Source organism: Pseudomonas sp. WAC2 (assembly GCF_030403525.1).
Taxonomy (GTDB): Bacteria; Pseudomonadota; Gammaproteobacteria; order Pseudomonadales; family Pseudomonadaceae; genus Chryseomonas; species Chryseomonas luteola.
In genome coordinates this window covers 512805-537520 of sequence record NZ_JAUEPD010000002.1, presented here as the reverse complement: position 1 = coordinate 537520, position 24716 = coordinate 512805, and the positions used below count along the sequence as shown (strand labels likewise).

The 24716-nt window shown below is 56.4% G+C and carries 21 protein-coding genes; 16 read left to right on the top strand and 5 right to left on the bottom strand.

Annotated features, from left to right (window positions below; genetic code table 11):
- The first annotated feature begins 163 nt into the window (after positions 1-163).
- Positions 164-2368 carry a S8 family peptidase gene (locus tag QWJ10_RS06685; RefSeq protein WP_289924913.1) on the top strand — a complete coding sequence of 735 codons (2205 nt, stop codon included), beginning with the start codon at positions 164-166 and terminating at the stop codon, positions 2366-2368.
- 56 nt (positions 2369-2424) lie between these two features.
- Here QWJ10_RS06685 and QWJ10_RS06680 read toward each other — a convergent pair whose 3' ends face one another.
- On the bottom strand, positions 2425-3066 hold the full coding sequence (locus tag QWJ10_RS06680) for an OmpA family protein (RefSeq protein WP_289924910.1): 642 nt from the start codon (positions 3064-3066) through the stop codon (positions 2425-2427).
- A 143-nt stretch (positions 3067-3209) separates the two neighbouring features.
- Here QWJ10_RS06680 and QWJ10_RS06675 point away from each other — a divergent pair, with 143 nt between their 5' ends.
- Positions 3210-3707 (top strand): DUF6231 family protein, encoded by a 498-nt coding sequence (locus QWJ10_RS06675; protein ID WP_010794976.1) that lies wholly within the window; start codon positions 3210-3212, stop codon positions 3705-3707.
- 2 nt (positions 3708-3709) lie between these two features.
- The gene (locus tag QWJ10_RS06670) at positions 3710-4183 is read left to right on the top strand and encodes a YchJ family protein (RefSeq protein WP_037029600.1); all 474 of its coding nucleotides are present in this window, start codon (positions 3710-3712) and stop codon (positions 4181-4183) included.
- 9 nt (positions 4184-4192) lie between these two features.
- Here the strand turns inward: QWJ10_RS06670 and QWJ10_RS06665 are convergent, their stop codons facing one another.
- Positions 4193-4732: a hypothetical protein gene (locus QWJ10_RS06665; RefSeq protein WP_289924905.1), complete on the bottom strand. Its 540-nt coding sequence runs from the start codon at positions 4730-4732 to the stop codon at positions 4193-4195.
- Positions 4733-4989: 257 nt separating this feature from the next.
- Between QWJ10_RS06665 and QWJ10_RS06660 the strand changes: the two genes are divergently transcribed.
- The 3 genes from QWJ10_RS06660 to QWJ10_RS06650 all read left to right on the top strand — a co-directional run bounded on the left by QWJ10_RS06660 (position 4990) and on the right by QWJ10_RS06650 (position 6443).
- Positions 4990-5484: an LEA type 2 family protein gene (locus QWJ10_RS06660; RefSeq protein WP_010794979.1), complete on the top strand. Its 495-nt coding sequence runs from the start codon at positions 4990-4992 to the stop codon at positions 5482-5484.
- A gap of 3 nt (positions 5485-5487) precedes the next feature.
- Positions 5488-5685, top strand: coding sequence for an SEC-C metal-binding domain-containing protein (locus QWJ10_RS06655; RefSeq protein WP_010794980.1), 198 nt, complete (start codon positions 5488-5490; stop codon positions 5683-5685).
- A gap of 110 nt (positions 5686-5795) precedes the next feature.
- Positions 5796-6443 carry a glutathione binding-like protein gene (locus QWJ10_RS06650; RefSeq protein ID WP_074823778.1) on the top strand — a complete coding sequence of 216 codons (648 nt, stop codon included), beginning with the start codon at positions 5796-5798 and terminating at the stop codon, positions 6441-6443.
- Between the two features lie 49 nt (positions 6444-6492).
- On the opposite strand, the gene QWJ10_RS06645 is transcribed toward QWJ10_RS06650, so the two are convergent.
- Positions 6493-8106 (bottom strand): APC family permease, encoded by a 1614-nt coding sequence (locus QWJ10_RS06645; protein ID WP_289924897.1) that lies wholly within the window; start codon positions 8104-8106, stop codon positions 6493-6495.
- A 283-nt stretch (positions 8107-8389) separates the two neighbouring features.
- Here QWJ10_RS06645 and QWJ10_RS06640 point away from each other — a divergent pair, with 283 nt between their 5' ends.
- The 3 genes from QWJ10_RS06640 (at position 8390) to QWJ10_RS06630 (ending at position 12832) form a co-directional block, all read left to right on the top strand.
- Positions 8390-10867 (top strand): penicillin acylase family protein, encoded by a 2478-nt coding sequence (locus tag QWJ10_RS06640; RefSeq protein ID WP_289924894.1) that lies wholly within the window; start codon positions 8390-8392, stop codon positions 10865-10867.
- Positions 10868-11031: 164 nt separating this feature from the next.
- Complete coding sequence (locus tag QWJ10_RS06635; RefSeq protein WP_289924892.1) at positions 11032-12237, top strand: CmpA/NrtA family ABC transporter substrate-binding protein; 1206 nt, start codon at positions 11032-11034, stop codon at positions 12235-12237.
- Positions 12238-12256: 19 nt separating this feature from the next.
- Positions 12257-12832 carry an ANTAR domain-containing protein gene (locus tag QWJ10_RS06630; RefSeq protein ID WP_010794985.1) on the top strand — a complete coding sequence of 192 codons (576 nt, stop codon included), beginning with the start codon at positions 12257-12259 and terminating at the stop codon, positions 12830-12832.
- A 6-nt stretch (positions 12833-12838) separates the two neighbouring features.
- Here the strand turns inward: QWJ10_RS06630 and QWJ10_RS06625 are convergent, their stop codons facing one another.
- Positions 12839-14551, bottom strand: a complete 1713-nt coding sequence (locus tag QWJ10_RS06625; protein ID WP_197872288.1) for a diguanylate cyclase — start codon at positions 14549-14551, stop codon at positions 12839-12841.
- A 234-nt stretch (positions 14552-14785) separates the two neighbouring features.
- On the opposite strand from QWJ10_RS06625, the gene QWJ10_RS06620 reads away from it, so the two are divergent.
- The 4 genes from QWJ10_RS06620 to QWJ10_RS06605 all read left to right on the top strand — a co-directional run bounded on the left by QWJ10_RS06620 (position 14786) and on the right by QWJ10_RS06605 (position 19081).
- Positions 14786-14980, top strand: a complete 195-nt coding sequence (locus tag QWJ10_RS06620; protein ID WP_074824387.1) for a hypothetical protein — start codon at positions 14786-14788, stop codon at positions 14978-14980.
- The gene (locus QWJ10_RS06615) at positions 14981-15757 is read left to right on the top strand and encodes a hypothetical protein (protein WP_289924889.1); all 777 of its coding nucleotides are present in this window, start codon (positions 14981-14983) and stop codon (positions 15755-15757) included.
- 376 nt (positions 15758-16133) lie between these two features.
- Positions 16134-17345, top strand: coding sequence for a nitrate/nitrite transporter (locus tag QWJ10_RS06610; protein ID WP_289924887.1), 1212 nt, complete (start codon positions 16134-16136; stop codon positions 17343-17345).
- A gap of 65 nt (positions 17346-17410) precedes the next feature.
- Positions 17411-19081, top strand: a complete 1671-nt coding sequence (locus QWJ10_RS06605; protein ID WP_289924886.1) for a bifunctional protein-serine/threonine kinase/phosphatase — start codon at positions 17411-17413, stop codon at positions 19079-19081.
- 45 nt (positions 19082-19126) lie between these two features.
- Here QWJ10_RS06605 and QWJ10_RS06600 read toward each other — a convergent pair whose 3' ends face one another.
- A complete protein-coding gene (locus QWJ10_RS06600) occupies positions 19127-20812 on the bottom strand; it encodes a phosphoethanolamine--lipid A transferase (RefSeq protein ID WP_289924884.1) in 1686 nt (561 codons plus the stop codon).
- Between the two features lie 207 nt (positions 20813-21019).
- On the opposite strand from QWJ10_RS06600, the gene QWJ10_RS06595 reads away from it, so the two are divergent.
- From QWJ10_RS06595 to nirD, 3 genes are all read left to right on the top strand, one after another.
- On the top strand, positions 21020-21520 hold the full coding sequence (locus tag QWJ10_RS06595; RefSeq protein ID WP_074823733.1) for a thioesterase family protein: 501 nt from the start codon (positions 21020-21022) through the stop codon (positions 21518-21520).
- Between the two features lie 282 nt (positions 21521-21802).
- Positions 21803-24244: a nitrite reductase large subunit NirB gene (nirB, locus tag QWJ10_RS06590; RefSeq protein WP_289924883.1), complete on the top strand. Its 2442-nt coding sequence runs from the start codon at positions 21803-21805 to the stop codon at positions 24242-24244.
- Positions 24245-24339: 95 nt separating this feature from the next.
- Entirely contained in the window at positions 24340-24693 is a 354-nt protein-coding gene (nirD, locus tag QWJ10_RS06585; protein ID WP_010794994.1) for a nitrite reductase small subunit NirD, read from the top strand.
- Positions 24694-24716: the final 23 nt, after the last annotated feature.

Genomic DNA, 24716 nt, shown 5'->3' with positions numbered 1-24716 from the left:
AATGGAGATCAAGGCCGTCAAAGCATTTATATAGCTTCCTTCCGTCTGTGTCCTGTTTCTTCCAATGGTCGGAAATTAACGTCGTCAGGCTTAAGGTCACGAGCGAGAGGCCGCCATACAAACAGATCCTCGTAGTGCTTATCCTTTGTCTGGTGGTTCTACCGTGAAAAGAAAAAAACTCTCGCTTACCTGCCTAGCCCCTTTGGCTTTGCTGAGCCCCCTTTCAGAGGCCAACGAGCTTAGCTGGAATTTAAAGCTAATCGGCCTAACGCCTACTTTTTACACTAACCAGCCTCTAGGGCAAGGTGTACGCGTGGGCGTATTAGATGGCTTGGCTGACTATAATCATCTGGAATTTAGTGGCCGACTTAATCGCAGCTGGCTCAGCCCGAACGGACAATACACATCTTTTGATAATCACGGATCGCATGTTGCAGGAATCATTGGAGCCGCCATGAACGGCAAAGGCACTATGGGTGTAGCGCCACGTGCCTCGCTGTCCAATGTAGCTGTATTTGATAACCGCGGCTGGGTCGCCGGCTTGTCTACATCCAATGCCATGGCTCGGGTCATAGCTGACGGCGCGCGCGTTACTAACATGAGCTATGGCCCTACGACTGCAGGTGACCTGGCCTATCCCGAGACGTTGAGCGCCATTAGCACTTATCGCCATCAGACAGTAGCCGTACTGGCAGCAGGCAATAATGGTGCGGTCCTAAAGAATGAACATTGGTCTTTGCAAAGCGCTCCGCTGGCTAACCTGGTCATTGTTGGTAGCGTGGATAGCAACAAGGCCCGCTCGGCCTTCTCCAATATCCCTGGTGAATCCTGTTTTACCACCTATCGATGCCAGGAAGCTGATAAGTTCAAGTATCGCTTTTTGATGGCCCCCGGCGGCAAATGGATTTATTCCACCGGTCCTAATAACAGCTATTTAGGCATGGCTGGTACGTCCATGGCAGCGCCTCATGTATCAGGTGCAGCGGCACTTCTCTTATCGAAGTGGCCTTTCCTAACTCCAGCGCAAACGGTCGATATTTTATTTAGGTCTGCGGAGGACTTAGGCGCAAAAGGCGTTGACTCCGTATACGGCTGGGGTCTTTTACGCGTTGACCGCGCCATGGCGCCTGTCGGTCAAACACGAATTGCAACGGGTGTTACTGTCACGAGTAATAGTGTTCCAGCTAACTCGACGCGGCTGATTATGCCAAGTGCAATGGGAAGTAGCCGCGTTTTACGGTCAGCCATGCGCGATGCTGTAGTCTTTGATGAAGTAGGCCGCGACTTTCAGGTCGATGCTTCACAATGGAGTCATAACCGTACACTGGCGCTTGATTTATCTCGCCACTTGGCGCGTATGGCTGACATATCTCAACCAGATGTCATTTCACAGCGCTTGACTCCCAGCCTGACGCTGACAAGCCTCAGCACTCCTGCATTGAGAGGCGAACAAAATCTTACTTCGCCTCTTGAAGATACTGCAGAAGACAAACGTCTCTCGCAGATGCCCGCCTGGCGCCTGGATGGCCAGACGAAAGACTTGTCTCTCAGTATTGGTAAAGGGTTTTCCTTCAGTGAAGCCTTCCTTGGTACGACTACTGCCCCCCTTTTTCTAACAGAGCGCTCGGCAGCTGAGCTGCCTTTGTCAGGATTAGCTAAGGAGGACGTATTCGGCCTTACTCGTCTCACACTAACTGACACCCTTGCCTTTTCAGTAGGCTTCAGTGAGCTATCCGACTCGACTCTGACAGCCAAAGCCCAAGGTACGCTGATAGCTGCACGCCTTGCTTATGCACCCAGCAAGCGCGTCGAAGTAGCAATCACGCAAACCGTTCTGGACGAGAAAGACATGACGCTCGGAGGCCCTTCAACGGGGGCGCTAGCGTTGGGCAAAGCCGCCCATACGGTAGCAACCGGTCTTAGTGTGACGATGAAACCTTTTCCTTCAGTACAGACACAGGTACACCTGACAGAAGCGGTAACACATCTAGAGGCAAGCGATACGTCTCTGTTCCGCTCTATAGATAACCTGCCAAGCCGGGCTTATGGTGGGTCCGTCATAAAGACAGGTGTCTTCAATGCAGAAGATGCGCTCGGCCTTAACATTACGAAGCCTCTGCGCGTTCATAGTGCACATGCCTCCCTGGACACGCCTATTGGTCGAACAGATCAAGGTAGCGTGTTGTATAACCGTAGCGTGGTTAACCTGGAGCCACAGGGCAGCCAGACTGATATCGAGTTGAGCTACCGGGGAAAACTGGGAAAGCGTACCGGCTTTGGTGTCAGCCTGTTCCATCAGGACCAATTTAATCATCAGCGTGGCGAAACGAATAGCGGCGTCTCGTTCAGCGTTAAGATTGACCTTTAACTTCACGTACCCGACAGATACCCAAGGACCCTTTTGAGGTCCTTGGGTACAAGAAATCACTGACGCTCGACTAAGATCTCTACGCGCCGGTTGGTAGCACGACCTTCTGCCGTTTCGTTGGTAGCCACGGGCTGGCTTTCCCCAAGCCCTTGGACAGAGACGATACTGGCCGCCGGAACGCCCGACTGAACCAGGTAATTACGCACGGCTGCTGCACGACGCTCAGACAGGCGCTGGTTGTACTTTTCAGTACCCTTGCTGTCAGTATGTCCGTTAATGGTCAGCCGTGTCGTGGACGCTTCGTTTCTTAACCGGGAGGCCACGGTATCGAGCTGCGCACGGTCCGCCGGGCTGATTTCGGCCGAATCGAAGGCAAAGTGCAGATCACGTACAACAATGGTCTCTTGGCGAGGAAGCGGCTCGGGTGCAGGCGTGGGAGCCGGCGCAGGCGCTACCGGTTCGACAGCAGTTACCTGCTCTTCGCCCTGCCCATGAACATAGCAGTAAGCCCCCGCCGTGGCGCCGGCAACCAGCCCGCCCCACCCAGCATAGCTACTGCTTTCAATGGCGCCGACGGCCGCACCCGTGGCACCACCAATGGCGGCACACGCAGGCCAGTCCGTTTTCTTTACACCAGCGCAACCTGTTAAAACACTGCCCACCAGAATGAGGGGTAAAGCGGTCCTTATAATCGTCATTGTTGTCTCCTATTAAGGACTAGAAAAAGCGACCTCGAAAAAGGAATTGGACATCGATTTCTCCGCTCCGTCAGACTGGCGGTACAGGCCTGATCTTGACAGTGCCGCTTGATTAGTCTCCACAACAATCGCCGAGGTTCCATATGACCGCGACATTATCGTCACGTACTCCGCAACAGGCCTTGGCCGCGCTATTGGATCACTACACCCCTACTCGCCTGCTGATGGTCAGTGCCAGCGAGATACCCGCCGTGCAGGCTTTCAAGGCAGCTCACCCTGACTGCGAGTTGACGCAGTCCCCTGCCGGATCATTACAGGAACCGGTATCCCACCAACGCTATGACCTGGCTATCCTGGCTGACTGTCTGGAACACCTGTCCGTACGTGAAGGTCAGCAACTACTGGGCGGAATCCGCAACCTCAACGCCAGTCGGCTGGCTGTCCTGGTCGATCTGGCCGCCAGCCAATGGCAGCCCAGGGACTTCTATGCCCTGGCCATGCAACAGAGCGAGCGCTTTCAGCGTGATCAGCAAACCCTGACGTTGTTCACGTATGATCTGCATGATTACAAGCAGGTACCGGACTGGCTGAACGCCCGCTTCTGGGCCCATCCTGAACTCTTTGGAAAATATTGGTGGTAACGATGGCATCTGCTCCTTGCCCATGCGGCAGCGACGAGCTACTCGACAACTGCTGCGGCCGCTATCATTCAGGTGCCTCAGCCCCTACAGCGGAGGCGCTGATGCGCTCGCGTTACAGCGCCTATGTGCTGGGGTTGATCGACTACCTGATCGAGACGACCTTGCCTGCACAACAGGCAGGACTGGACAGGGCAGCCATAAGCGCCTGGAGTGCCCAGAGCACCTGGCTTGGGCTTGAGGTTGAAAGCCATGAGCCTCTGGGAGGCGTTCCTGAGCACGCCTGGGTTATCTTTGTGGCCCGCTGGCACGATGCGCAGGGGGACCATGCACACCGTGAGCGCTCGGCGTTTGTTCAACAGCAGGGGCGCTGGTATTTCCTGGATCCGACCGTGGCCATGGCGGCAGGCCGCAACGACCCTTGCCCATGTGGCAGCACGACCAAATTCAAGAAATGTTGCGGCCCTTTCCTGCCATGAGTAGAGCCGCTACACCAGTTTGAGATGAGACGTATCGGGCACCTGGACGGCTGTCTGTGGCCTTTCTTCGCCCATGTCGCTTCCTACCGGTGCCAGTGTGAACTTGCCCAGATCAACCTGGGGCGGAGCGACCTCGGCCTTCTGGTCCTGCAGATCCGCTCCAACCGGTGCCAAGCCAAAGTCCGGAGCATCGACATTGACAAACGCTGCCATGACCTCATCGCGCGGCGCGACGGATACGCGACGTGCTACAGGCGATGCGCCCGATTCCGGCTTCTCGGTGGCGACTGGAGCTGGCGCAAGGTCGATCTCTTCGGCAATCGCCATTGACACGACTTCAACCCTAGCACCGGCATGGGTCAGTGCAGCCCGATATTTTTCAGCAGCGGCTGCATCCAGTCTATTCTTGATAATGACGCGGCGCCCGGAAAACAGCTGAGCGATACGCTTCTCGTCCGCCTGGAACAACCGAGCCAGGTTGGCACGTACTTGCGCTTCGTCAGCACCTGGCACTACCTCACCGGAAAAGGCGATCTCGAAAAGGCTCATGTTCATCATCCTGTCTAGCTTGAGGGCTATAAGTTCTGTAGATTGCTTACCGCCTGAGGAGCGGCTAGCCCGTTTTTCAACCTGTATAAGTACAACATAATGGCCCAGGCACTTGCCGACTTCAGAATAAAATGAGCATGGCTCGCGTTTGGGTAAGGTCCAGCTTATGCCAGGCACGCCTGTGCAACAATCGGACCGAGCTATTTTTCAATGCGCCGACGCGCTGTAACCGCTGCCCTTCGTTATGGAGTCGTCACATGTTTTTTCGGGCATTCAACAGGAGAGTCCTAGGTCTCTCGCTAGGCATCCTGATCCTGTTTGGAATCAGTGGCTGTACGTGGTTCTCCAGGGATTATGAAGACCCTGAAATACAGCTGACCCAGGTAGACCTGCTCAAAGCCAAATTATGGGGACAGGAATTCCTGTTGCACTTCAAGGTGGACAACCCCAACGATATCGATCTGCCCATTCGTGGCATGACGTATGCGATCTACCTGGAAGATGTTCCCCTTGCCGAAGGCGAAACGGGGCGTAACTTCACGATCCCAGCCTCTGGCAGCACGGAGTTTACCCTCCCCGTGCAGACCAATATGTGGCGGTACGTCAAAGACATCGTCAAACTGATCAAACGGACCGACAAGCCCGTTCATTATCGTCTCGTTGGCGAAGTGAAGACCGGCTTGATGTTTGGCCGCAGCGTCTATATATCGCGCAGCGGCGAGATCGTACCGAACAATTTTTTACCGGAGTAATCAATGAACCAGCAACCTCACGTCCACGGCCCTGACTGCAATCATGACCACGATCACGGCCATCATCACCATGTTCATGGGCCGCATTGCAATCATGGTCCAGCTACCCCTGTTCGCAACCCACTCAAAGAGATCGGTCGCAACGATCCCTGCCCGTGCGGAAGCGAGAAAAAGTACAAGAAGTGCCACGGCGCTTCATGAATAAATGACGGCCCACTGATGTGGGCCGTTCTCGTTCATCGTTCCTTTCGAACTGTAAGCGTCCAGCCCGGTCACTCCTTTGGCAGTACCCTTTGCCCCGGAGAGCCTTGATGATCGATCTTTATTACTGGACTACCCCCAACGGCCACAAAGTAACGCTGTTTCTTGAGGAAGCCGAACTGCCCTACCGCATTCATCCCATCAACATCATGAAGGATGAACAGTTTGCGCCAGACTTTCTGAAGATTTCGCCCAACAACAAGATTCCTGCCATTGTCGATCAGAACCCGGCAGATAATGGCAGCCCCGTGACGCTGTTCGAGTCTGGCGCCATCCTGCTCTATCTGGCGGAAAAAACCGGCAAGTTCATCCCGCTGAATATCCGCGGACGTCAGGAGGTCATGCAGTGGCTATTCTGGCAAATGGGCGGTCTGGGCCCTATGGCGGGTCAGAACCACCATTTCGGGCGTTTCGCCAAAGAGAAGATTCCTTATGCGATTGATCGCTACGTGAGCGAGACCGCGCGTCTTTACAGCGTACTGAACAAGCGCCTGGAAGATCGGGACTTTGTAGCCGGTGGGGAATACACCATTGCCGACATGGCCATTTACCCGTGGATCGTGCCGTACGAATGGCAACAGCAAAAATTAGAAGATTATCCAAACATCAAGCGGTGGTTTGAAACGATCAGCATGCGAACTGCCACTGTTCGCGCCTACGATCTCGTCAATAAGGTAAACCCGCCAGCGGCAAGCTGACTACCGGAGCAGGCGTCGGCAGCGCTATAGCGACCGACGCCTGTCATGATCACGTCAGCGGCTGACCGTCATCATCGTGGAAGCGGGCCTTTTCAACCGCTGGCGTACGCCACCCAGCCGACACACCCCACAGGAAAAATACCAGACCAATCACCGCGACTACCGCCAGATCCCATCCGTACGGCAGATAACCCTGGCCACCGAAACGGTCGCTTCCCGCCCAAGAGACCGCTGCCAACACCGGCAGGAAACACAGCAGCCACAGCGAGCCGCGGAAATGACGGCTGAAACCCTTCCACCCCTGCTTGGCCTGGTAGTAGATGTATATGGGCAATGCCGCCACGATCAGCAGCATAATTTCACCTGTCCGAGGCCACTTGGCCCAGTAGAGAAGCTCAGTGGCGAAAATGAACGCCAGTGCGGCTAAAACAGACAGCCCTCGGATTCGCAAAGGGCGATAGAGCTCAGGCGCCGTCCGCCGCAACGCCATGACACTTACCGGCCCGGTCAGGTAGGAAATGATCGTGGCAACAGAAATAACTGCCGCCAGTGTGCCCCAGCCCCGGAAGAAAAACAGGAAGATGAAGGACACCGCAAGGTTCAGCCACATGGCCGGGCGGGGAATCCCGAACTTGGGATGTACATGCCCGAACATGGCCGGCAGGCTGCCGTTGCGCTGGATACCATAGATCATCCGCGCAGTGGTGGCGGTATAGGTAGCGCCTGTTCCGCTCGGGCTGACAAAGGCGTCCGCATAGAGCAGAAAGGCCAGCCAGTTCAGGTTCAAGGCCAGCGCCAGTTGGGCAAAAGGCGAGCTGTATTCAAGACCTGCCCATCCCTCATGCAGATGCTCAGGAGGAACGGCGCCTAGAAAGGCAACCTGGAGAAGAAGATAGATCACCGTGGCGATAATGATCGAACCGATTACCCCAAAGGGTACGCTGCGGCCGGGATTATTCGCCTCGCCTGCAAGGTTTACCGGACTCTGGAAACCATTGAAACTGAACACAATGCCGCTGATGGCTACTGCTGTCAGAACGGCCGAAATACTGATGGAGTGGTCTTCGCCGGTGATACCAACAGTAAAATTCTCACTGTGAAAACCTGACAGCATGAGCGCTATGGCGGTCAGTGCCGGTACCACTAACTTGAATATCGTGATTGCACTGTTACTGCGGGCATAGAGCTTGACGCCCCAAAAGTTGAGCAGGAAGTACACGACTACCAGGAGCGCGGCCAGTATCAGACCGGTTGTACTCAGCTCACCGTGCCCGCTGCTGACACTGTATAGGTTCTGCGCCCATTGCCAGGGCCAGGACGCCATATATTGAACGGACGCCTCGGCCTCGACCGGGATGACCGATACAATCGCGATCCAGTTCGCCCATCCGCCAATGAACCCTACCAGAGAGCCGTGCGAGTAGTGCCCATAGCGCACCATGCCGCCCGACTCTGGAAACATGGCACCCAGCTCGGCATAGGTCAGCGCGATGAAGAGAATGATCACTGCACCTAATAACCACGCATAAATAGCCCCAGGGCCTGCCAGCTGGGCAGCATGCCAGGCACCAAACAACCAGCCGGATCCGATGATCGACCCCAGCCCAGTAAACATTAAAGCCAGAGGCCCTAAATCGCGACGGATCGCGCGCTCATTCGACATCGTGTACTCCTTTGTCAGCGCCTTAAAAGACGGACTCAAGGCCGATGAACAGAGCAACAACGGGCCAAAAGTCGCCCGTCCAATTGGCGAAGCGACAAATCATGTCAGAATGTTTCTGTCGTGATAAGGATTAAATGTCGTTTTTAAATAAGTGTGATCCGCTTCACTGGTCAGAAAAATCACACCCGCTGGCGGAATGGACTGGACAGTGCTTGCCTGGATAACAACGCCTCACTAACGTAGCGCGCTTTTGAAACCCTGCTCCTCTGGAGACTATCCGTTCATGGATTTTCCTGCTTACCGGCACCATCTAGGTCGCCTTGGTCTTGTTTCAGTACTGGCGCTTGCGGGTTGCCAGACAACGTTTGATCAACGTGACACGGATAGCCTCCCATCCAGCTCGGGCGTTCAGCCCATCAAGGGACTTGCGGAAAACGCGTCGATTCGGCGAAGCGAGCTGGGCGTGCCCCTGATCGAAACATCGACCTTTCACGACGCCCTGTTCACGCTGGGTTATGTTCACGCATCGGATCGCCTGAGCCAGATGATTACCTTGCGCCTGCTGGCGCAAGGACGGCTGGCAGAAATGGCAGGGCCGGACGCATTGGACACCGATCGGCTTATGCGTGCGGTCAATCTTAGGAAAACGGCAGAAACTGCCTACAAGAATGCATCGCCACGCCTGAAGAAATTCCTAGAGGTCTACGCTCGCGGCGTTAACGCCTACCTGTTCCGTTATCGGAACAAGCTTCCAGCAGATCTGGCCGCCACCGGTTATCAGCCTGAATATTGGAAGCCTGAGGACTCCGCCCTGCTCTTTGCTCTGCTCGATTTCAGTCTGTCCGTCAATCTGAACGAGGAACTGGCCAGTCTGGCGTTGGCACAGAAGGTCAGCGCCGATACCTTGGCCTGGTTGCTGCCCAGCTATCCCGATGAGCCGATTCCCATCGACGAAGCTGCCAAACTCAAGGGTTTGTCCTTGGCGGGACAGATCCCAGGGCTGGAGGCGTTGAACGCAGCCTCAACACGCCTCGCCCAGGTAAACGGATTGACGGTTCCCGCCGGAAGCAGCTGGGCCATTGCTCCGCAGCGCAGTCGCAGCGGCAAGAGCTTATTGGCAGGTGACCTCAGCCAATCGCTTGCCCTGTCATCGGCCTGGAGCTACGTACAGGTTCGTGCGCCCCGTTACCAGGCGGCAGGATTGTCCCTGGCGGGAACGCCGTTCATTCTTTCCGGCTACAACGGCAAGCTGGCCTGGTCGTTTTCTCCAGCCATGGGCGACACCCAGGATCTGTATCTTGAACGTGTACGCACCCAGGGCAGCGGCTTGAGCTACGAGGTCAATGGAAAATGGACACCTGCAGCGGCCCGTTCTGAGACCTTTTTCATCAAAGGCCAGCGGCCGGTACGAGAGACTGTCTTCGAAACCCGGCATGGCCCGCTAATCAATCATCAAGTCGGCCAGCAAAGCGGTTATGGTCTGGCCTTGCGCAGAGCTACGCTCGATACGGACAAATCCATGGATGCAGTATTCGACCTGAGCCGGGCCAAGGATGTTGACCGTGCATTCGAGATAACCCGAGACATCCGAGCGCTTGCGCTGAATATAGTCTTTGCCGACGCCGAACATATTGCGTGGCAGGTGACCGGCCTATACCCCAACCGCCGCGAAGGACGCGGGCTGCTGCCCTCACCCGGGTGGACCGATCGTTATGAATGGGATGGTTTTGCCGACCCGATGTTGCATCCCTATGACCAGGACCCTTCCCAAGGGTGGCTTGGCAATGCTGGCAACCGTACGGTGCCGCTGGGGTATGGCATGCAGCTGTCGAGCTCATGGCAGGCTCCCGAGCGGGCCGAACGTATCGCTCAGCTTGCAGGCTCGCAGACACGGCTGGAAGCTCGCAACCTGATGGCCATGCAGGCAGACCAGACCTCACCGTTGGTCGCCAAGGTCCAGGCCATGCTGAGCGCACCGGGCATGGCTCAGCCCCTCAAATCGGCCATCGAGGCCCTACCGCCTGAGCAACGCGCACATGCCACCGAGGCCTTGCGCCGAATCGGCACGTTCGATGGGCGCCTATTGGCCACGTCAGCCGATGCGGCCGTCTATGAAGCGTTTCTGCAGGCTACCGCTCGACTGACTTTTGCCGATGAACTCGGAGGAAGCAACAGCCCGGCGATGCAGGCCCTCAACCGGATCGCCCCGCTCTCTTACTCAGCTCAAATCGATCATCTTCTGACCCGGGACGATAGTCCTTTCTGGAGTGATACCCAGACGACAGCCAGACACGACAAGCCGGCCATTCTTGCCCAGGCGCTTGCCTCAGCCATTGCCGAATGCGAGCAGGTCATGGGTAATGACCGAAACAGCTGGCAATGGGGGCGTCTGCACACGTATGACTGGCAGGGCGAAACCGAACAGGCGGCTGCCCGGCCAGGTACCAGTACACGCTATCTTGCTCGCCGAGCATATCCGGCAGGCGGTGACTTCTCGACGCTGGATCGCTCGGCCTATGGCTGGGGCAACGGCTTTGGGGCACACAGTGCCAACAGCTTGCGCATGGTCATGGATTTTGGTCAGCCGGAACCATTCATGGCCATTGATGGCAAGGGGCAGTCGGATAATCCGGCCAGCCCTTACTACGGCAAGGGCATCGAACCCTGGCTGAAAGGTCAGTATTCCAGCTTCCCCTTCCAGCCGCACAATCTGGACCGTGTTTATGGCACGCGTCGTCTGACGCTAACGCCTGCCCAGTAAGCGAGCCGGCCCTGGCATATCACTTGCTTCATGTCTCTTCAGAAGCAAGTGCCAACGGCGGCATTTGCTGACCGTATATTCGACAATGGCGTCGTTCTGCGCCGATAACCCTTGTTATCGGCCTTAACGGCGCTTTTTTGTTTATGTTTTTGCCAAGGCTTGCCATGACGACGATTAACGCCCTCGCCTGGATATCAGGCTCGGATGCACCAGAACGGAGCATTGTAAATCTGGGCTTCATGCCCCTGACCGACGCTGCCTCGCTGATCGTGGCAGCCACTCAAGGATTCGCTCAGCCCTACGGATTGACCCTGCACCTACATCGTCAGCCGTCCTGGTCAGCCCTGAGGGATCGTCTGCTCAATGGCGAGCTGGAGGCGGCGCACAGCTTGTACAGCATGATCTATGGCCTGCAATTGGGGCTGGGCAGCTCGTCACCTACCGACATGGCTGTCCTGATGGGCTTGGCCCAGAATGGGCAAAGCATCAACCTCTCAGCCTCGCTCGCGACCGAAGGTGTCACTACAGCTGAAGCACTGGCACACCGTATCCGGCAGTCTTCGCAGGCTCCGCTCATGCTAGCGCATACCCTGCCCACCGGGACTCATGCGCTCTGGCTGTACTACTGGCTGGCCGCCAAAGGTATTCATCCGCTGGAAGATGTAAACACCGCTATTGTTCCCCCATCGCTGATGGTGGAGCATTTACGCGCCGGCCGAATCGATGGGTATTGTGTAGGCGAGCCCTGGGGCGCCTCGGCCATTGTGCAAGGCCTGGGCGTGACCCTGGCTACAACGCAATCCATCTGGCCGGATCATCCAGAAAAGGTGTTGGCCTGTACCCGTGCGTTTGCCGAGCAGAACCCCAACACGGCCCGTGCCTTGATCTGTGCCCTGCTCGATGCCAGTCGGTTCATCGAGGAAAGCCTCGAGAACCGCCGCAGCACTGCACAACTCATCAGCGGCGCCGCTTATATCAACGCACCGGTAAGCGCCATCGAGCCGCGCATGCTGGGTCAGTATACAGATGGACTGGGGCAGCGCTGGCAGGATGAACATCCCCTGCGCTTCTTTCATAAGGGTGCAGTCAATATGCCCTATCTATCAGATGGCATGTGGTTCATGACTCAATTCCGCCGCTGGGGTCTTTTGCGCAATGATCCTGACTACGTGGGAGTGGCCCGTCAGGTACAGCAGCTCTCGCTTTACGGCGAGGCGGCAGCGCGTGTAGGCGTGGAGGTTCCTGATCAGCCCCTGCGCAGCGCTACGCTCATTGACGGCCGGGTATGGGATGGACAGGATCCGGTAGGCTACGCCCGCAGCTTTACCCTGCATGCTCTGGCTGACGCCATGCTTAATCCACTGACTTGACTTCGAGGCGACAAGCACCATGCGCATTCTGCTTATCGACGACACCCCGAAGAAGGTAGGCCGCCTGAAGGCCGCCCTGCTGGAAGCCGGCTTTGACGTAATCGAAGAGTCCGGCCTGACCATAGACCTGCCCGCCCGAATCGAAGCGATCCGCCCCGATGTCATCCTGTTCGACACCCAGTCGCCCAGCCGTGACGTTATGGATCAGGTATGCCTGGTGACGCGAGACCGCCCTCGGCCAATCGTCATGTTTACCGACGAGCACGATCCAGATGTCATGCGCCAGGCCATTCAGTCAGGCGTCAGCGCCTATATCGTGGAAGGCATTCATGCCCAACGATTGCAACCGATCCTCGACGTGGCCATGGCACGCTTCGAAACCGATCAGGCTCTGCGCGCCCAGCTGCAGGCACGGGAGCAGCAACTAGCCGAGCGCAAGCGAATCGAGCTGGCGAAAGGCATGTTGATGAAAATGCGGGACTGCAATGAGGAACAGGCTTACACCCTGATGCGCCGCCAGGCCATGAGTAAACAGCAGAAGCTCGTTCAGGTAGCCGAGCAGATCATTTCCATGAACGAGCTGCTCGGTATGTAAAGCCCCTCATTGACGTTGTTGCACGGAGTGCGCTGGCGAGGTTGGCAGCGCAGTGACCGTCTGACTCAAGCAGACCCGGTTGCGGCCCTCGCGCTTGGCTTCGTAGAGCGCCTTGTCGGCTGCCTGCAGCAGTTCCTCGGCCTTCTGACCGCTCTGTGGATACATGGCAATACCCAACGAAATGGTGACCGGGCCCAGTGGCGTACCGCCATACATGACTTGCATACGGCTGACTGCCTCACGTAGCGCTTCGCAGCGTGCCACTGCCCCTGCCTGAGTACACTCGGGCAGCACCAGTGCAAATTCCTCCCCTCCAAAGCGACAAGCCAGATCGCTGGCACGCACCAAGCGTTTCATTTCTACCGCCAAGTGTCTCAGCACAGCATCACCCGCCTCATGGCCATGCGTGTCGTTAAATCGCTTGAAGTGATCCACATCGAGCAGAACGATGGCAGTAGTAGTCTGATTACGGCCCGCTCGCAACAGCTCACGACTAACCGTCTCATCCAGGAATCGTCGATTGTGGAGTCCTGTCAGGGAGTCAATGATCGACTGATGACGCAAGCTTTCTCGTAGTGCAAGGTTAGCAACGCCAAGCGAGACCTGTTCAGCAAATGCCTCAGCAAGCTCAATGCCACTCTTAGGATGATCGCAAAGTGTCAGCACGCCAACGGGTTCGCCCTGAGCCATGAGCGGAACACACACGTATCCATTTGTGCTAAGGGAAAGCCCTGCCATATGGGGACAGATCAAATCCTTATTAATGTCCTGCACATCATGTGTCTGCCCACGGCGTACGGACCAGCACTGATGCGGTTCAAACAAGGTCTTAACAGGGTCCCACCCGTTCCATGAACCGGCCATCTCCAGTACATCCCGTGAAGGATGATAAAGGTGTATGCACCCAGGTGCATCACTGAAAAGCTGACTGCCAAAACGGGTAATGATGTCGTAGCACTCAGGAAAGTCAGTGGTAGAGTGCAGCGCACCCGCCATGCGGCTCATTAAAACCGTCTCGTGATTGCGATTCTCCAATGCCAGCATGCCGCGAGATAACTGTTCGGAAAGGTCCAGTAGGCGGCTTTCACTTGCCTTGGTCTCATTCAGTACGCGAAATGTAAACTTATAGAGAATAACGACCAACACGAGATCAAGCAGGGCAATAAAGAGCAGAGCGATACGTATAATCTGGCGTCGAAGCTCGATTTCCTGGCCAACCAACAGGCTTTTTTGCTGAATACGGTTTTCAAGCATCGATACCTCCTGACGGACAGTATCCATAAGCCTTTTGCCTTCCCCTGTACTAATGCGTGCGATTGCCTGAGCCTGACCTTTATCCCGATGCAGCTGAATAACGCTATTCCAGTAGCTTCGCTGCTCCGTAATATGCCCTTGAAGCGCTATAAATTCCGGATACTCTTTAACGTCAATCTCATTTTTCAAGGCCCCAAAAAGGTGGTCCACTTCGGCGTAGCCCTGAAACAATGGAGTGAGGTAATCCTCTCGCCCAGTCAGAACAAACCCTCTTTGCCCCGTTTCTCCATCCTTGACGGCTGAAATGAGCCGCTCAATTTTTTGTAGTTGCGATTCCAGCGCTTCATACTCATCAACGCTTTCCCTGACCCAGGTAGTACTACCTAAAGGCACAAGGATATTAATCACCAGCAAAATGATGATGAGACTGAATCGGCTACGCAGCTGCGAAGCAGTTTTGGTCATTAATCGATTCCAAGAAAATCTATACCTGTATTGATGAGCTGCAGCCTTATCAATATCAAGCTTAGATACTATAAGTTCTCTATATGCCGACCATATCGGTAGCGAAACGAATAAATTAAGAACTGACGGGTCCACTATAGTGTTACATTCATTTTCATGAAGAGCTTTTCCGCTCTGGCTTGAAGACGGCTCTTATGTAGGCTATAAGCCCCGAAAACCCGTATGGACATCATCATGCTCAAACACTTGATCGGTCTGTTCAAAGCGCCTTCGGAAGAAGAGCGGAAATTGGCGCAAACGATCAACAACTCGTACAAGTCCCTTCGGGTCGTGGGCCGCGGTACCATCCGGATTGATCCTGAAGAAGTGTTCGACTCGCCGGAGTTCAAGCAGGATCTCGACCGAGCCAAGCGCCTTATCAACGGCTAAATGTTTCTTCTCCTTCTTCTGCCTATCCTGGTTAGCGGGTTTCTCGTCTGTCACAAGCACCCGCTTTTCTACTATCGCCTGCATCGCTACGAGGGACAGTACCTCTATTTGCAGAGCGCCCGGCTGGGTCTGTTTTGTGCGCTTCTTTCGCTGACCCTCAACCTCATGCTGTTTCTGCTCGTGGCCCAGCATGACTGGACGGTGGCAGGCCGTACCTTTTCGCTCGATTACTTTTCCGGCCTGGCGAGCCTGATCCTGCGGACCCATGCCATTGAGGATGCGAGCCAGGCCGCCCAGCTCTCCTGGATTCTTATCCTCACCGTGACCGCACTCATGATCCCAAGGCCCTGGGCATTTCTGGCCAAGGCTTACATCAAGCGGCGGCATGGGTTGAAGGAAGAGAACTATGCAATGTTTCTCATGGCCGGCATTCTCAAGGACAGCCCGCTGGATGACCTGCTGTTCAATGCCACGATCAACCGTGAAACCCTGATGCTCTCCCTGGAGGAGCGCAAGGTCTATGTAGGCAAAATCACGACCCTGGGCGAACCCAGCGAAACGGAAGGTGCCGATCAGGAGGTCTGCATTAAGCCGATCATGAGTGGCTATCGGGACAAGGACAAACTCTGGGTAACGTTCACGACCCACTATGCCGATGCGGACAAGGATATTTACCTCACGCTGAAGCAGAGCCAGATCCTGTCTGCGACCAAGTTTGACTTTGATGCCTACGAGCGCTTTGTCCGCAGTAAAAAGCCGGACCATGTAACGTCTTAACAAGACGATGCCTGTGCCCCATATCCGGGCATGTCTATCCACGATGCGCTGTAATGATTCAGACGGGCGGATGGTCTGACGGTAAAACCGCAGGCCAGAGCGCTTTGCTGACTTGGCGTGGCGTTTGCTAATCCATCCGTAACGGTAGCCAACGGCGGTTACCCACCTACGACAAAGGCGTCGCGTTGCTCCTGCTCCGGCAGAGGGCAACGTGGCGCCTTTGTCGTTTCTGCCCCAATGCCCGGGGCGGGTGGACGCTCCGCGGTTGTGCTGAATGCCTGGCATTTCACAACGCACGTCAGGCGCGTTCGCCTTGTGATGTTCGAACTGAGGCCCTGCCGCGTGGCGGGTACATCGTTGATTACGAGGTGCACGAATGAACACGAGTTTCTGGAAAGCCGGCCATGCGCCGACCCTGTTCGCCGCGTTTCTATATTTCGATCTGAGTTTTATGGTCTGGTACGTGCTTGGCCCGCTGGCCGTGCAGATCGCGGCCGACCTGCAACTGACGACTCAGCAACGCAGCATGATGGTCGCCACGCCCATTCTGGCAGGCGCCGTGCTGCGTCTGATCCTCGGCTTTGTGGCTGACACGCTCTCGCCCAAGACCGCTGGCATTATTGGCCAGATCGCCGTTATCGCGGCGCTATTCGTGGCGTGGCAGATGGGTATCGACAGTTACAAGCAGGCTCTGCTGCTGGGACTCTTCCTGGGTTTTGCCGGCGCTTCCTTTGCCGTCGCCCTACCGCTGGCCTCACAATGGTATCCGCCGCAGCATCAGGGCAAGGCCATGGGCATTGCAGGTGCTGGCAACTCGGGAACGGTCTTCGCGGCGCTGTTCGCTCCTGGCCTTGCAAAACTGTTTGGCTGGACCAACGTCTTTGGCTGGGCGTTGATTCCGCTGGTCGCTACGCTCATCTTCTTTGTACTGTTTGCACGTAATGCACCGCAGCGGCCTGCGCCGAAGAAACTAGCCGACTATGCCAAGGCCCTGGGTGATCAGGACAGTTGGTGGTTCATGTTTTTCTACAGTGTGACCTTTGGTGGTTTCCTCGGCCTTGCCAGTACCCTGCCGGGTTACTTTCATGACCAATATGGCCTGGAGCCCGTCGTTGCCGGCTATTACACCGCTGCCTGCGTCTTTGGCGGTAGCCTGATGCGGCCGCTGGGTGGCGCGCTGGCTGATCGGATTGGCGGTATCCGCTGCCTGTTGGGCATGTATACCGTGGCAGCTGTTTGTATTGCCGCAGTAGGCTTCCATCTACCCAGTGCAACGGCCGCCCTGGGGCTGTTCGTAGTCGCCATGCTGAGCCTGGGCGCAGGCAATGGCTCGGTCTTCCAGCTGGTGCCGCAGCGCTTTCGCAAGGAGATCGGCGTCATGACTGGCTTGATCGGTATGGCGGGCGGTATCGGAGGCTTTGTCCTGACGGCGGGCCTTGGTGCCATCAAGCAATCCACCGGTGATTATCAACTGGGCCTCTGGCTATTCGCCTGCTTGGGCGTACTGGCCTGGTTTGGCCTGCTGAGTGTGAAACGACGCTGGAGAACCACCTGGGGATCGGCGGCCGTGTCTGCCGCACGCGTTTAACTCGAAACGCCCGTCAAACGACGGGCATTTCGCTTCTATAACCTCTCTACTTCCTGATCGAATCCATGCCCCTTACCTTGAGCATCGGTGAAGCCACGGCCACCGGTCCACGACCGGAAAACCAGGACGCCCTGCGTAGCGTCACGCCGGCTCCCGCTCTAGCACTCAGCAAGGGACATTTGTTTGCCCTGGCCGATGGAGTAAGCCACTGTGCCGACGGCGGATTGGCTGCCCGCTCAACTGTACAGGCGCTGGCGATGGATTATTACTCAACGCCCGAAACCTGGCCTATTGCACAGTCACTGGATCGTCTGCTCCTGGCACAGAACCGCTGGTTACAAGCCGGGACCCAAGGCCAACCGTTACTGACAACGCTGACGGCCCTTGTGCTCAGAGGACATCGTTATACCCTTGCCCATGTAGGCGATTGTCGAGCCTATCACCTTCGACGCCAGACACTCTCCTGTCTGACAGAAGACCACGTCTGGCAGCAGCCCGGCATGCAACATGTTCTGACACGTGCTCTGGGGCTGGAAGCTCATCTGATCGTGGACTTTCATGAAGGTGATCTGCAAATCGGTGATTGCTTCCTGCTGGTCAGTGATGGAGTCTGGGCCTGCCTGGGTGATGCAGCTATACGACGTATATTGTTGGATGAAGCCAACCCCATGTCAGCGGCCCATGCCTTGATCCACGCAGCCCACTTGGCGGGCAGTCAGGACAATGCCAGTGCATTACTGGTACGTGTTGACGCCCTGCCTGACAAACCCTTGGCGGATGCCCTCGCCGAGGTAGCGGGCTGGCCTGTTCCGCCACGACTCAAAGAGGGCCAGATGTTCGAGGGCTGGCAGGTCGAACAGCGCCTGGCGATCTCTCAGCAGTCCTGGCTGTATCGCGTGCGTGACAGTGCCGGGCGGCCCTGGCTGCTCAAGACTCTCGCCCCAGGTCAGCAAGGTGATACCCAGGCCATGCAGGCGCTCCTGATGGAGGAGTGGTTTCTGCGCCGCGTCGCCGGAAGGGCTTTTGTCGAACTGCATCCACTGCCTCAACGTCAGCACCTGTATTACGTACAGCGTGAATACCCGGGCCGCACGCTGGCTGTCCAATTCAAACAGGCCGGTCCATTTCCGCTTGGCGAGTGGCTGGATACCGCAACCCGCCTTCTGCGCGCTCTGGGTCAACTGCATCGGCGCAATATTCTGCACCGGGATATCAAACCCGAGAATCTGCACCGGGGCGATGATGGCGAACTCAGGCTACTGGACTTTGGCCTTGCCTATTGCCCTGGCCTTTCCCATGAATGCGAGGGCGCGGTGCCGGGTACGCCCAGCTATCTGGCGCCCGAAACATTCGAAGGTGCCGCACCAGGGCCACAGCAGGATCTCTTTGCAGTAGGTGTTACGCTCTATTACCTGCTGACAGGCTATTATCCCTACGGAGAAATAGAAGCCTTCCAGCGACCGCGTTTTCAACAGCCGGAACGTGTGCTGCGCTATCGGCACGACGTACCGCTCTGGCTGAATGACTGGTTACTGCGCGGTGTAGCGGTCGATCCAGCCCAGCGTTTCGAGACGGCAGAGGAAGCCTTATTACTTTTGGAGCAAGGCGAGCGGCAACCTGCATTACCGCCCAAGGCATTGCTGGAGCGCGAACCACTGAAATTCTGGCGTACAGTGGCCTGCGTTTCGTTACTGATCAACCTCGCCGTTGTGCTGCTCTGGTTGTATCGGCACTAAGCGACCTGACAAGCTGGCCTTTTAAAGGCCAGCTGCTTATCTGCTTCAATTGAGTTTGCTTGCTAACGGTTGCGATGATGGACTCGTGCTGGCCACAGTTGCACCCGAGAACTGACGACAGCTGGCAAACAGGTCCAATTCCGGGTTATAGACCTGGGTATGGACACGCAGGAGACCCAACATGGAATGGAAAAGGTTGTCCTGGCTGAGCGAGTCATTCCGGTGGACCGCTACACACTGGCTATTCACACCCATCGACTGCTGATACGGCTGAGAAAACCACGCTACGCTGGCGATATGCTTCTGCTGATCCGGCGCTACGGCGTACGGCATGCCATGAAGAAATACATTGTACTCACCCAATGACTCACCATGATCGGACAGGTAGAACATGGCGGTACTCACCTTGTCCTGGTTGTTACGCAGGGTATTGATCAGGCTCGCCAGGACATGATCGGTGTAGCGAATGGTGTTGTCATATCCATTTACGATACTTTCCCGTGAGCACTGGCTCAGCTCGTTGTTCTTGCATACCGGGGTGAAGTGCTCGAAGGCCGCCGGGTAGCGTTTGAAGTAGGCCGGGCCGTGGCTGCCCATCTGGTGGAGCACCAGCACGGTGTCGCGCTGCATGTGATCAATGATGCCCTGTATATCCTTGAGCAGGATTTCATCATGACACTCGCCATCGCTGCAGAATGCCGGGTCTTGAGCCTTTGTCAGGCTTTCGAAGGCCACACGGTTACAGGTTTCCTTGCAGCCGGCCTGATTGTCGCGCCAGATCACGTCATATCCAGCCCGCTTAAGCACATCGAGCAGGTTCTCCTGACTCTTGGCCACACTGTCGCTGTAATGCGCGCGGGTCAGATTGGAGAACATGCAGGGTACGGATACTGCCGTCTCGGTGCCGCAGGAATGCATGTCGGTAAAGCTGATCACGCCCTCCTCCTGGCGCAGCTCCGGCGTTGTATCGCGGCCATAGCCATCCAGGCCAAAGTTGTCGGCTCGTGCGCTTTCCCCAACGACTAGAACGGTCAATGTCTTGTGCGCGCTAGCGCTAACGGGAGCCATGCGTACGGCGTCCGTACCGATCTCGCGCAGCGGACCCTTGGGTTTGGCCGTCGCGTCATGGACATAGCTGATTAAGGCACCCACAGAGTTGCTGGGCGTCAGCTGCATATGGATCTCGTGGTGATTACGGAACAGGGAAGACAGGCTTTGATAGTTGAGCATGGCTACGCCGACCATAACCACGGCGGTTACACCGCTGGCAATGGATTTGCTCAACAGCTCGCGCGGCCACCGGCGATACTGAACCGGTGTCCTCCAGAGCAGCCAGACCGGCAGCGCGCCGAGCAGGAGCAGATAGGCAGCCAGCTTGAATGACAGCAGATCCACCACTTCGGCCGTGTCAGTCTCCAGCGTGTTACGGAGCATCTCGGTATCGATCAGGACACCGTACTGGTTCATGAAATAGGCAACCCCTGCGGCACTCAGAAAGAGTACGCTCAGTAGAGGCTTGAAGATCCAGCGAAAGGCGAACAAGGTCAGGATCAGGTTGAAGGCTGCCAGGAACAGAACAGCCACTGCGCCCAAGGTGAGCACACCCTTCATATCGAGAGGAGTTACCACGTCGAGCAGGTGAGTCCACAGTGGAACGTTGTAAAAAATCAGGAAAGCCGCACTCACGATCAGCGTGAGCCACTCGGGACGAACCGGTCTCAACTTCAGCATCTCGTACAACTCTTGAAATAAGATGACAAAAGTGTGGTGAGGGGCTCGTCAACGTTTCGTGAAGAAAGCCTTGTAAAAACGTTTCACTTAATTGCTTCTCAAACTGCCCCTCAAGGGTGTAAAAGAGAGAAGGAACCGTGATTCCAGACGGCATGCTTGCTAAGCTCCAAGCATAACCCTCAATAAGAAGATCATAGGGAGCTCCTCATGGCCCGCATCGAACTCAATCTTCCAAGCGACCAGTTTTATTTTACTACCCATCAAACGGTCCGCAGTACCGACATCAATGCCGGTGGCCACTTGAGTAACGAGTCGATGATTTCCATGATTTCAGAAGCTCGTACACGCTTCATGTTTTACTACGGTATCCGGGATGGTGCCGAGGATGGCATTGGTACCATGGTGACGGATCTTGCGACCGTTTATCTGGCTGAAGCCTTTGCAAGGGACAAGCTGCAATTTGACATTGGGGTCATGGACTTCAATAAATACGGGGGCGATATCATCTTCCGCATTACTCGGCCGGATACCGACACCACCATTGCGCTCGCCAAGTGCGGTTTTGTCTTTTACAACTATCGCGAAAAGCACATCGAGCCTATGCCCAAACCTTTCCACCGTATTTTCCCCAAGGTTAATTGGGTCAGTGATCGGCCAGCGTCCAGCACGCAGAACGTCACGCCTATCAAGGAAAGTTCGCACGGATAGTGTGCAATGCGCTTCAAAGTGGTGCACAAAAGCTCAGAATAGTCAGGATCTCCTGACAAAAAATAGAGCCAGGTCAGGCAGTTACATTCTTGGCACGTCCCCTGCTTAATCTCTAGGCAGACATCAAGCGCAGCCTTCAACGGCGAACGGCAGCGCTCCCCGACAGGCCTATGCAGGCCGATAACGGGACCGGACAAAGGCGTCCTCGCACTCATGTGCGGGACGCCTTTTTTGTTGCCTCGATTTCAAGCACGCCCGGTGGGCAGCTTGCGGAGACGCCTGATGAAAAAGCTCAAGCTGGTACTGATCGGTAATGGCATGGCTGGGGTACGCACCCTGGAAGAACTGTTCAAACTCGCCCCTGACCTGTATGACGTAACGGTCTTTGGCGCAGAACCACACCCGAACTACAACCGCATCCTGCTATCCCCCGTTCTGGCTGGTGAGCAGACCTTTGAGGAGATCGTCCTGAACGACCTCAACTGGTACGCCGAGCACGCTATCGAGCTGCATCTCAATCGCAGGGTTACGGAAATCGATCGCCAGAACCGCCGCGTCATAGCCGAAGACGGCACCGTGGCAGAGTATGATCGACTCATCATTGCTACCGGCTCCAACCCCTTCATCCTGCCCATTCCGGGCAAGGATCTGGAGGGTGTAATTGGTTATCGTGACATTGCCGATACCCAAGCCATGATCGATACGGCAGCCACGCATCGCCACGCAGTGGTTATCGGCGGTGGCCTCCTGGGTCTGGAAGCGGCCAACGGCCTCAAGCTACGCGGCATGGACGTCACCGTCGTTCATATCGGTGACTGGTTGATGGAGCGCCAGCTGGACAAGACGGCTGGCAACCTTTTGCAGACCGCCCTGGAAAGCCGTGGCCTCAACTTTCTGCTGCCCAAGCAGACCGCCGAGCTGCTCGATGACGGCAACGGTCGTGTCTGCGCCGTTCGTTTCGCCGATGGTGATCAAATACCTGCTGATCTGGTCGTGATGGCTGCCGGCATTCGTCCCAACTACACGCTGGCCGAATCAGCCGGATTGACCTGTAACCGCGGCCTGACCGTCGACGATACGATGCGCACCTCAGATCCGGACATCTTCGCCGTAGGAGAATGCGCAGCGCACCGAGGCATTGCCTATGGCCTGGTAGCCCCCTTGTTCGAACAGGCCAAGGTGTGTGCCAATCATCTGGCCCTTCAGGGCACCGCCGAATATCACGGCTCGGTGACGTCTACCAAACTCAAGGTCACGGGCATCGACCTGTTTTCCGCCGGGGACTTCATGGGCGGTGAAGGCTGTGAGGAGATCACCCTCTCCGATCCTATTGGCGGTATCTACAAGAAACTGGTGATAAGAGATGACATTCTCGTCGGCGCGTGCCTGTACGGCGATACGGCAGATGGCGGCTGGTACTTCCGCCAGATTCGTGAGAATCACAACGTCAGCGAAATCCGTGACCTGCTCATGTTTGGCGAGCATGCCATAGGCGATGCGGGCCATCAGGGGCAGGACAAGGCCATGCTGATGAGCGACGAAATGGAGGTCTGCGGATGCAACGGCGTCTGCAAGGGCACTATCGTCAAGGTCATCACTGAAAACAACCTGCTCTCCGTGGATGAGGTGAAAAAACACACCAAGGCGGCCAGCTCCTGCGGCTCCTGTACCGGTCTGGTGGAGCAGATCCTGATCAATACGGTGGGCGGTGCGGCCGATGTAAAGCCCAAGAGCGAAAAACCGGTATGTAACTGCACTGACCATACCCATGGCTTCGTTCGTCAGGCCATCCGTGAACAGCACCTGACGACCATTCCCGAAACCATGACGGCCCTGGGCTGGAAAACGCCTAATGGCTGCGCCACCTGCCGCCCGGCACTCAATTACTACCTGATCTCCACTTGGCCGAGCGAAGCCAAGGACGATCCGCAGTCCCGCTTCATCAACGAACGCGCACACGCCAACATTCAGAAAGACGGCACCTATTCGGTTATTCCCCGTATGTGGGGCGGCGTAACCAGCGCAGCGGAACTGCGTCGTATCGCGGACGTGGCCGACAAATACAAGGTGCCCATGGTGAAAGTCACCGGAGGTCAGCGTATCGACCTGCTGGGTATCAAGAAACAGGATTTGCCCGGGGTCTGGAAGGATCTGGACATGCCGTGCGGCCATGCCTATGGCAAATCCATCCGCACCGTAAAGACCTGCGTGGGCAGCGAGTTCTGCCGCTTTGGCACCCAGAACTCGACCCAGATGGGAATTGATCTGGAACATGCCCTGTTCGGCATGTGGTCACCGCACAAGGTCAAGCTGGCCGTCTCCGGGTGCCCGCGCAACTGCGCCGAATCCGGTATCAAGGACGTGGGCATCATTGGTGTGGACTCCGGCTGGGAGCTGTATATCGGTGGTAATGGCGGCATCAAGACTGAAGCTGGCGAATTCTTTACCAAGGTGAAAACGGCTGAAGAGGTCATGGAGTACAGCCTGGCCTTTATCGAGCTGTACCGCCAGGAGGCCTTCTACCTCGAACGGACCGTGCACTACATGCAGCGCGTGGGCCTTGAGCACATCAAGACAGCCATTCTGGACGATGCTGAGCGGCGCAAAGCCCTCTATCAACAGCTGATGTTCGCCCTGTCGCTGGAGCAGGACCCCTGGAAGGCGCGCATCGAACAGACGGCGCTCAAGAAGGAATTCGAACGGATTCCGGTGGCGGCGCTATAGACGTCTCTTGATCGATGGGTATCGCTTCGCTCACCACCCTCCTACGGAGCGACCCATCGCGTATCCCTTTTACGCGACTTGAACAGGATTACCTCATGAACTGGCTGAACATCTGCGCATTGACCGATATCCCTCAACTGGGCGCCCGGGTCATCGAAGGTCCCAAAGGCGACATTGCTCTCTTCCGCACGTCTTCTGACGATGTCTTTGCCCTGGATGATCGTTGCCCGCACAAGCACGGCCCGTTGTCTCAGGGCATCGTCTTTGGCAAGACCGTGGCCTGTCCATTGCACAACTGGCAGATCGCTCTCGACTCCGGTGAAGCCCTGGCCCCGGATGTAGGGTGCGCCCACCGGTATCCGGTCAGAGTAGAAGACGGACGCGTCTATCTCGCTCTGGAAAAGACGCGCCGCAGCGCTCACATCATTGCCAGCACGACTGCCGCCTAATCGTTTGACCTGGCTCGCCGCCG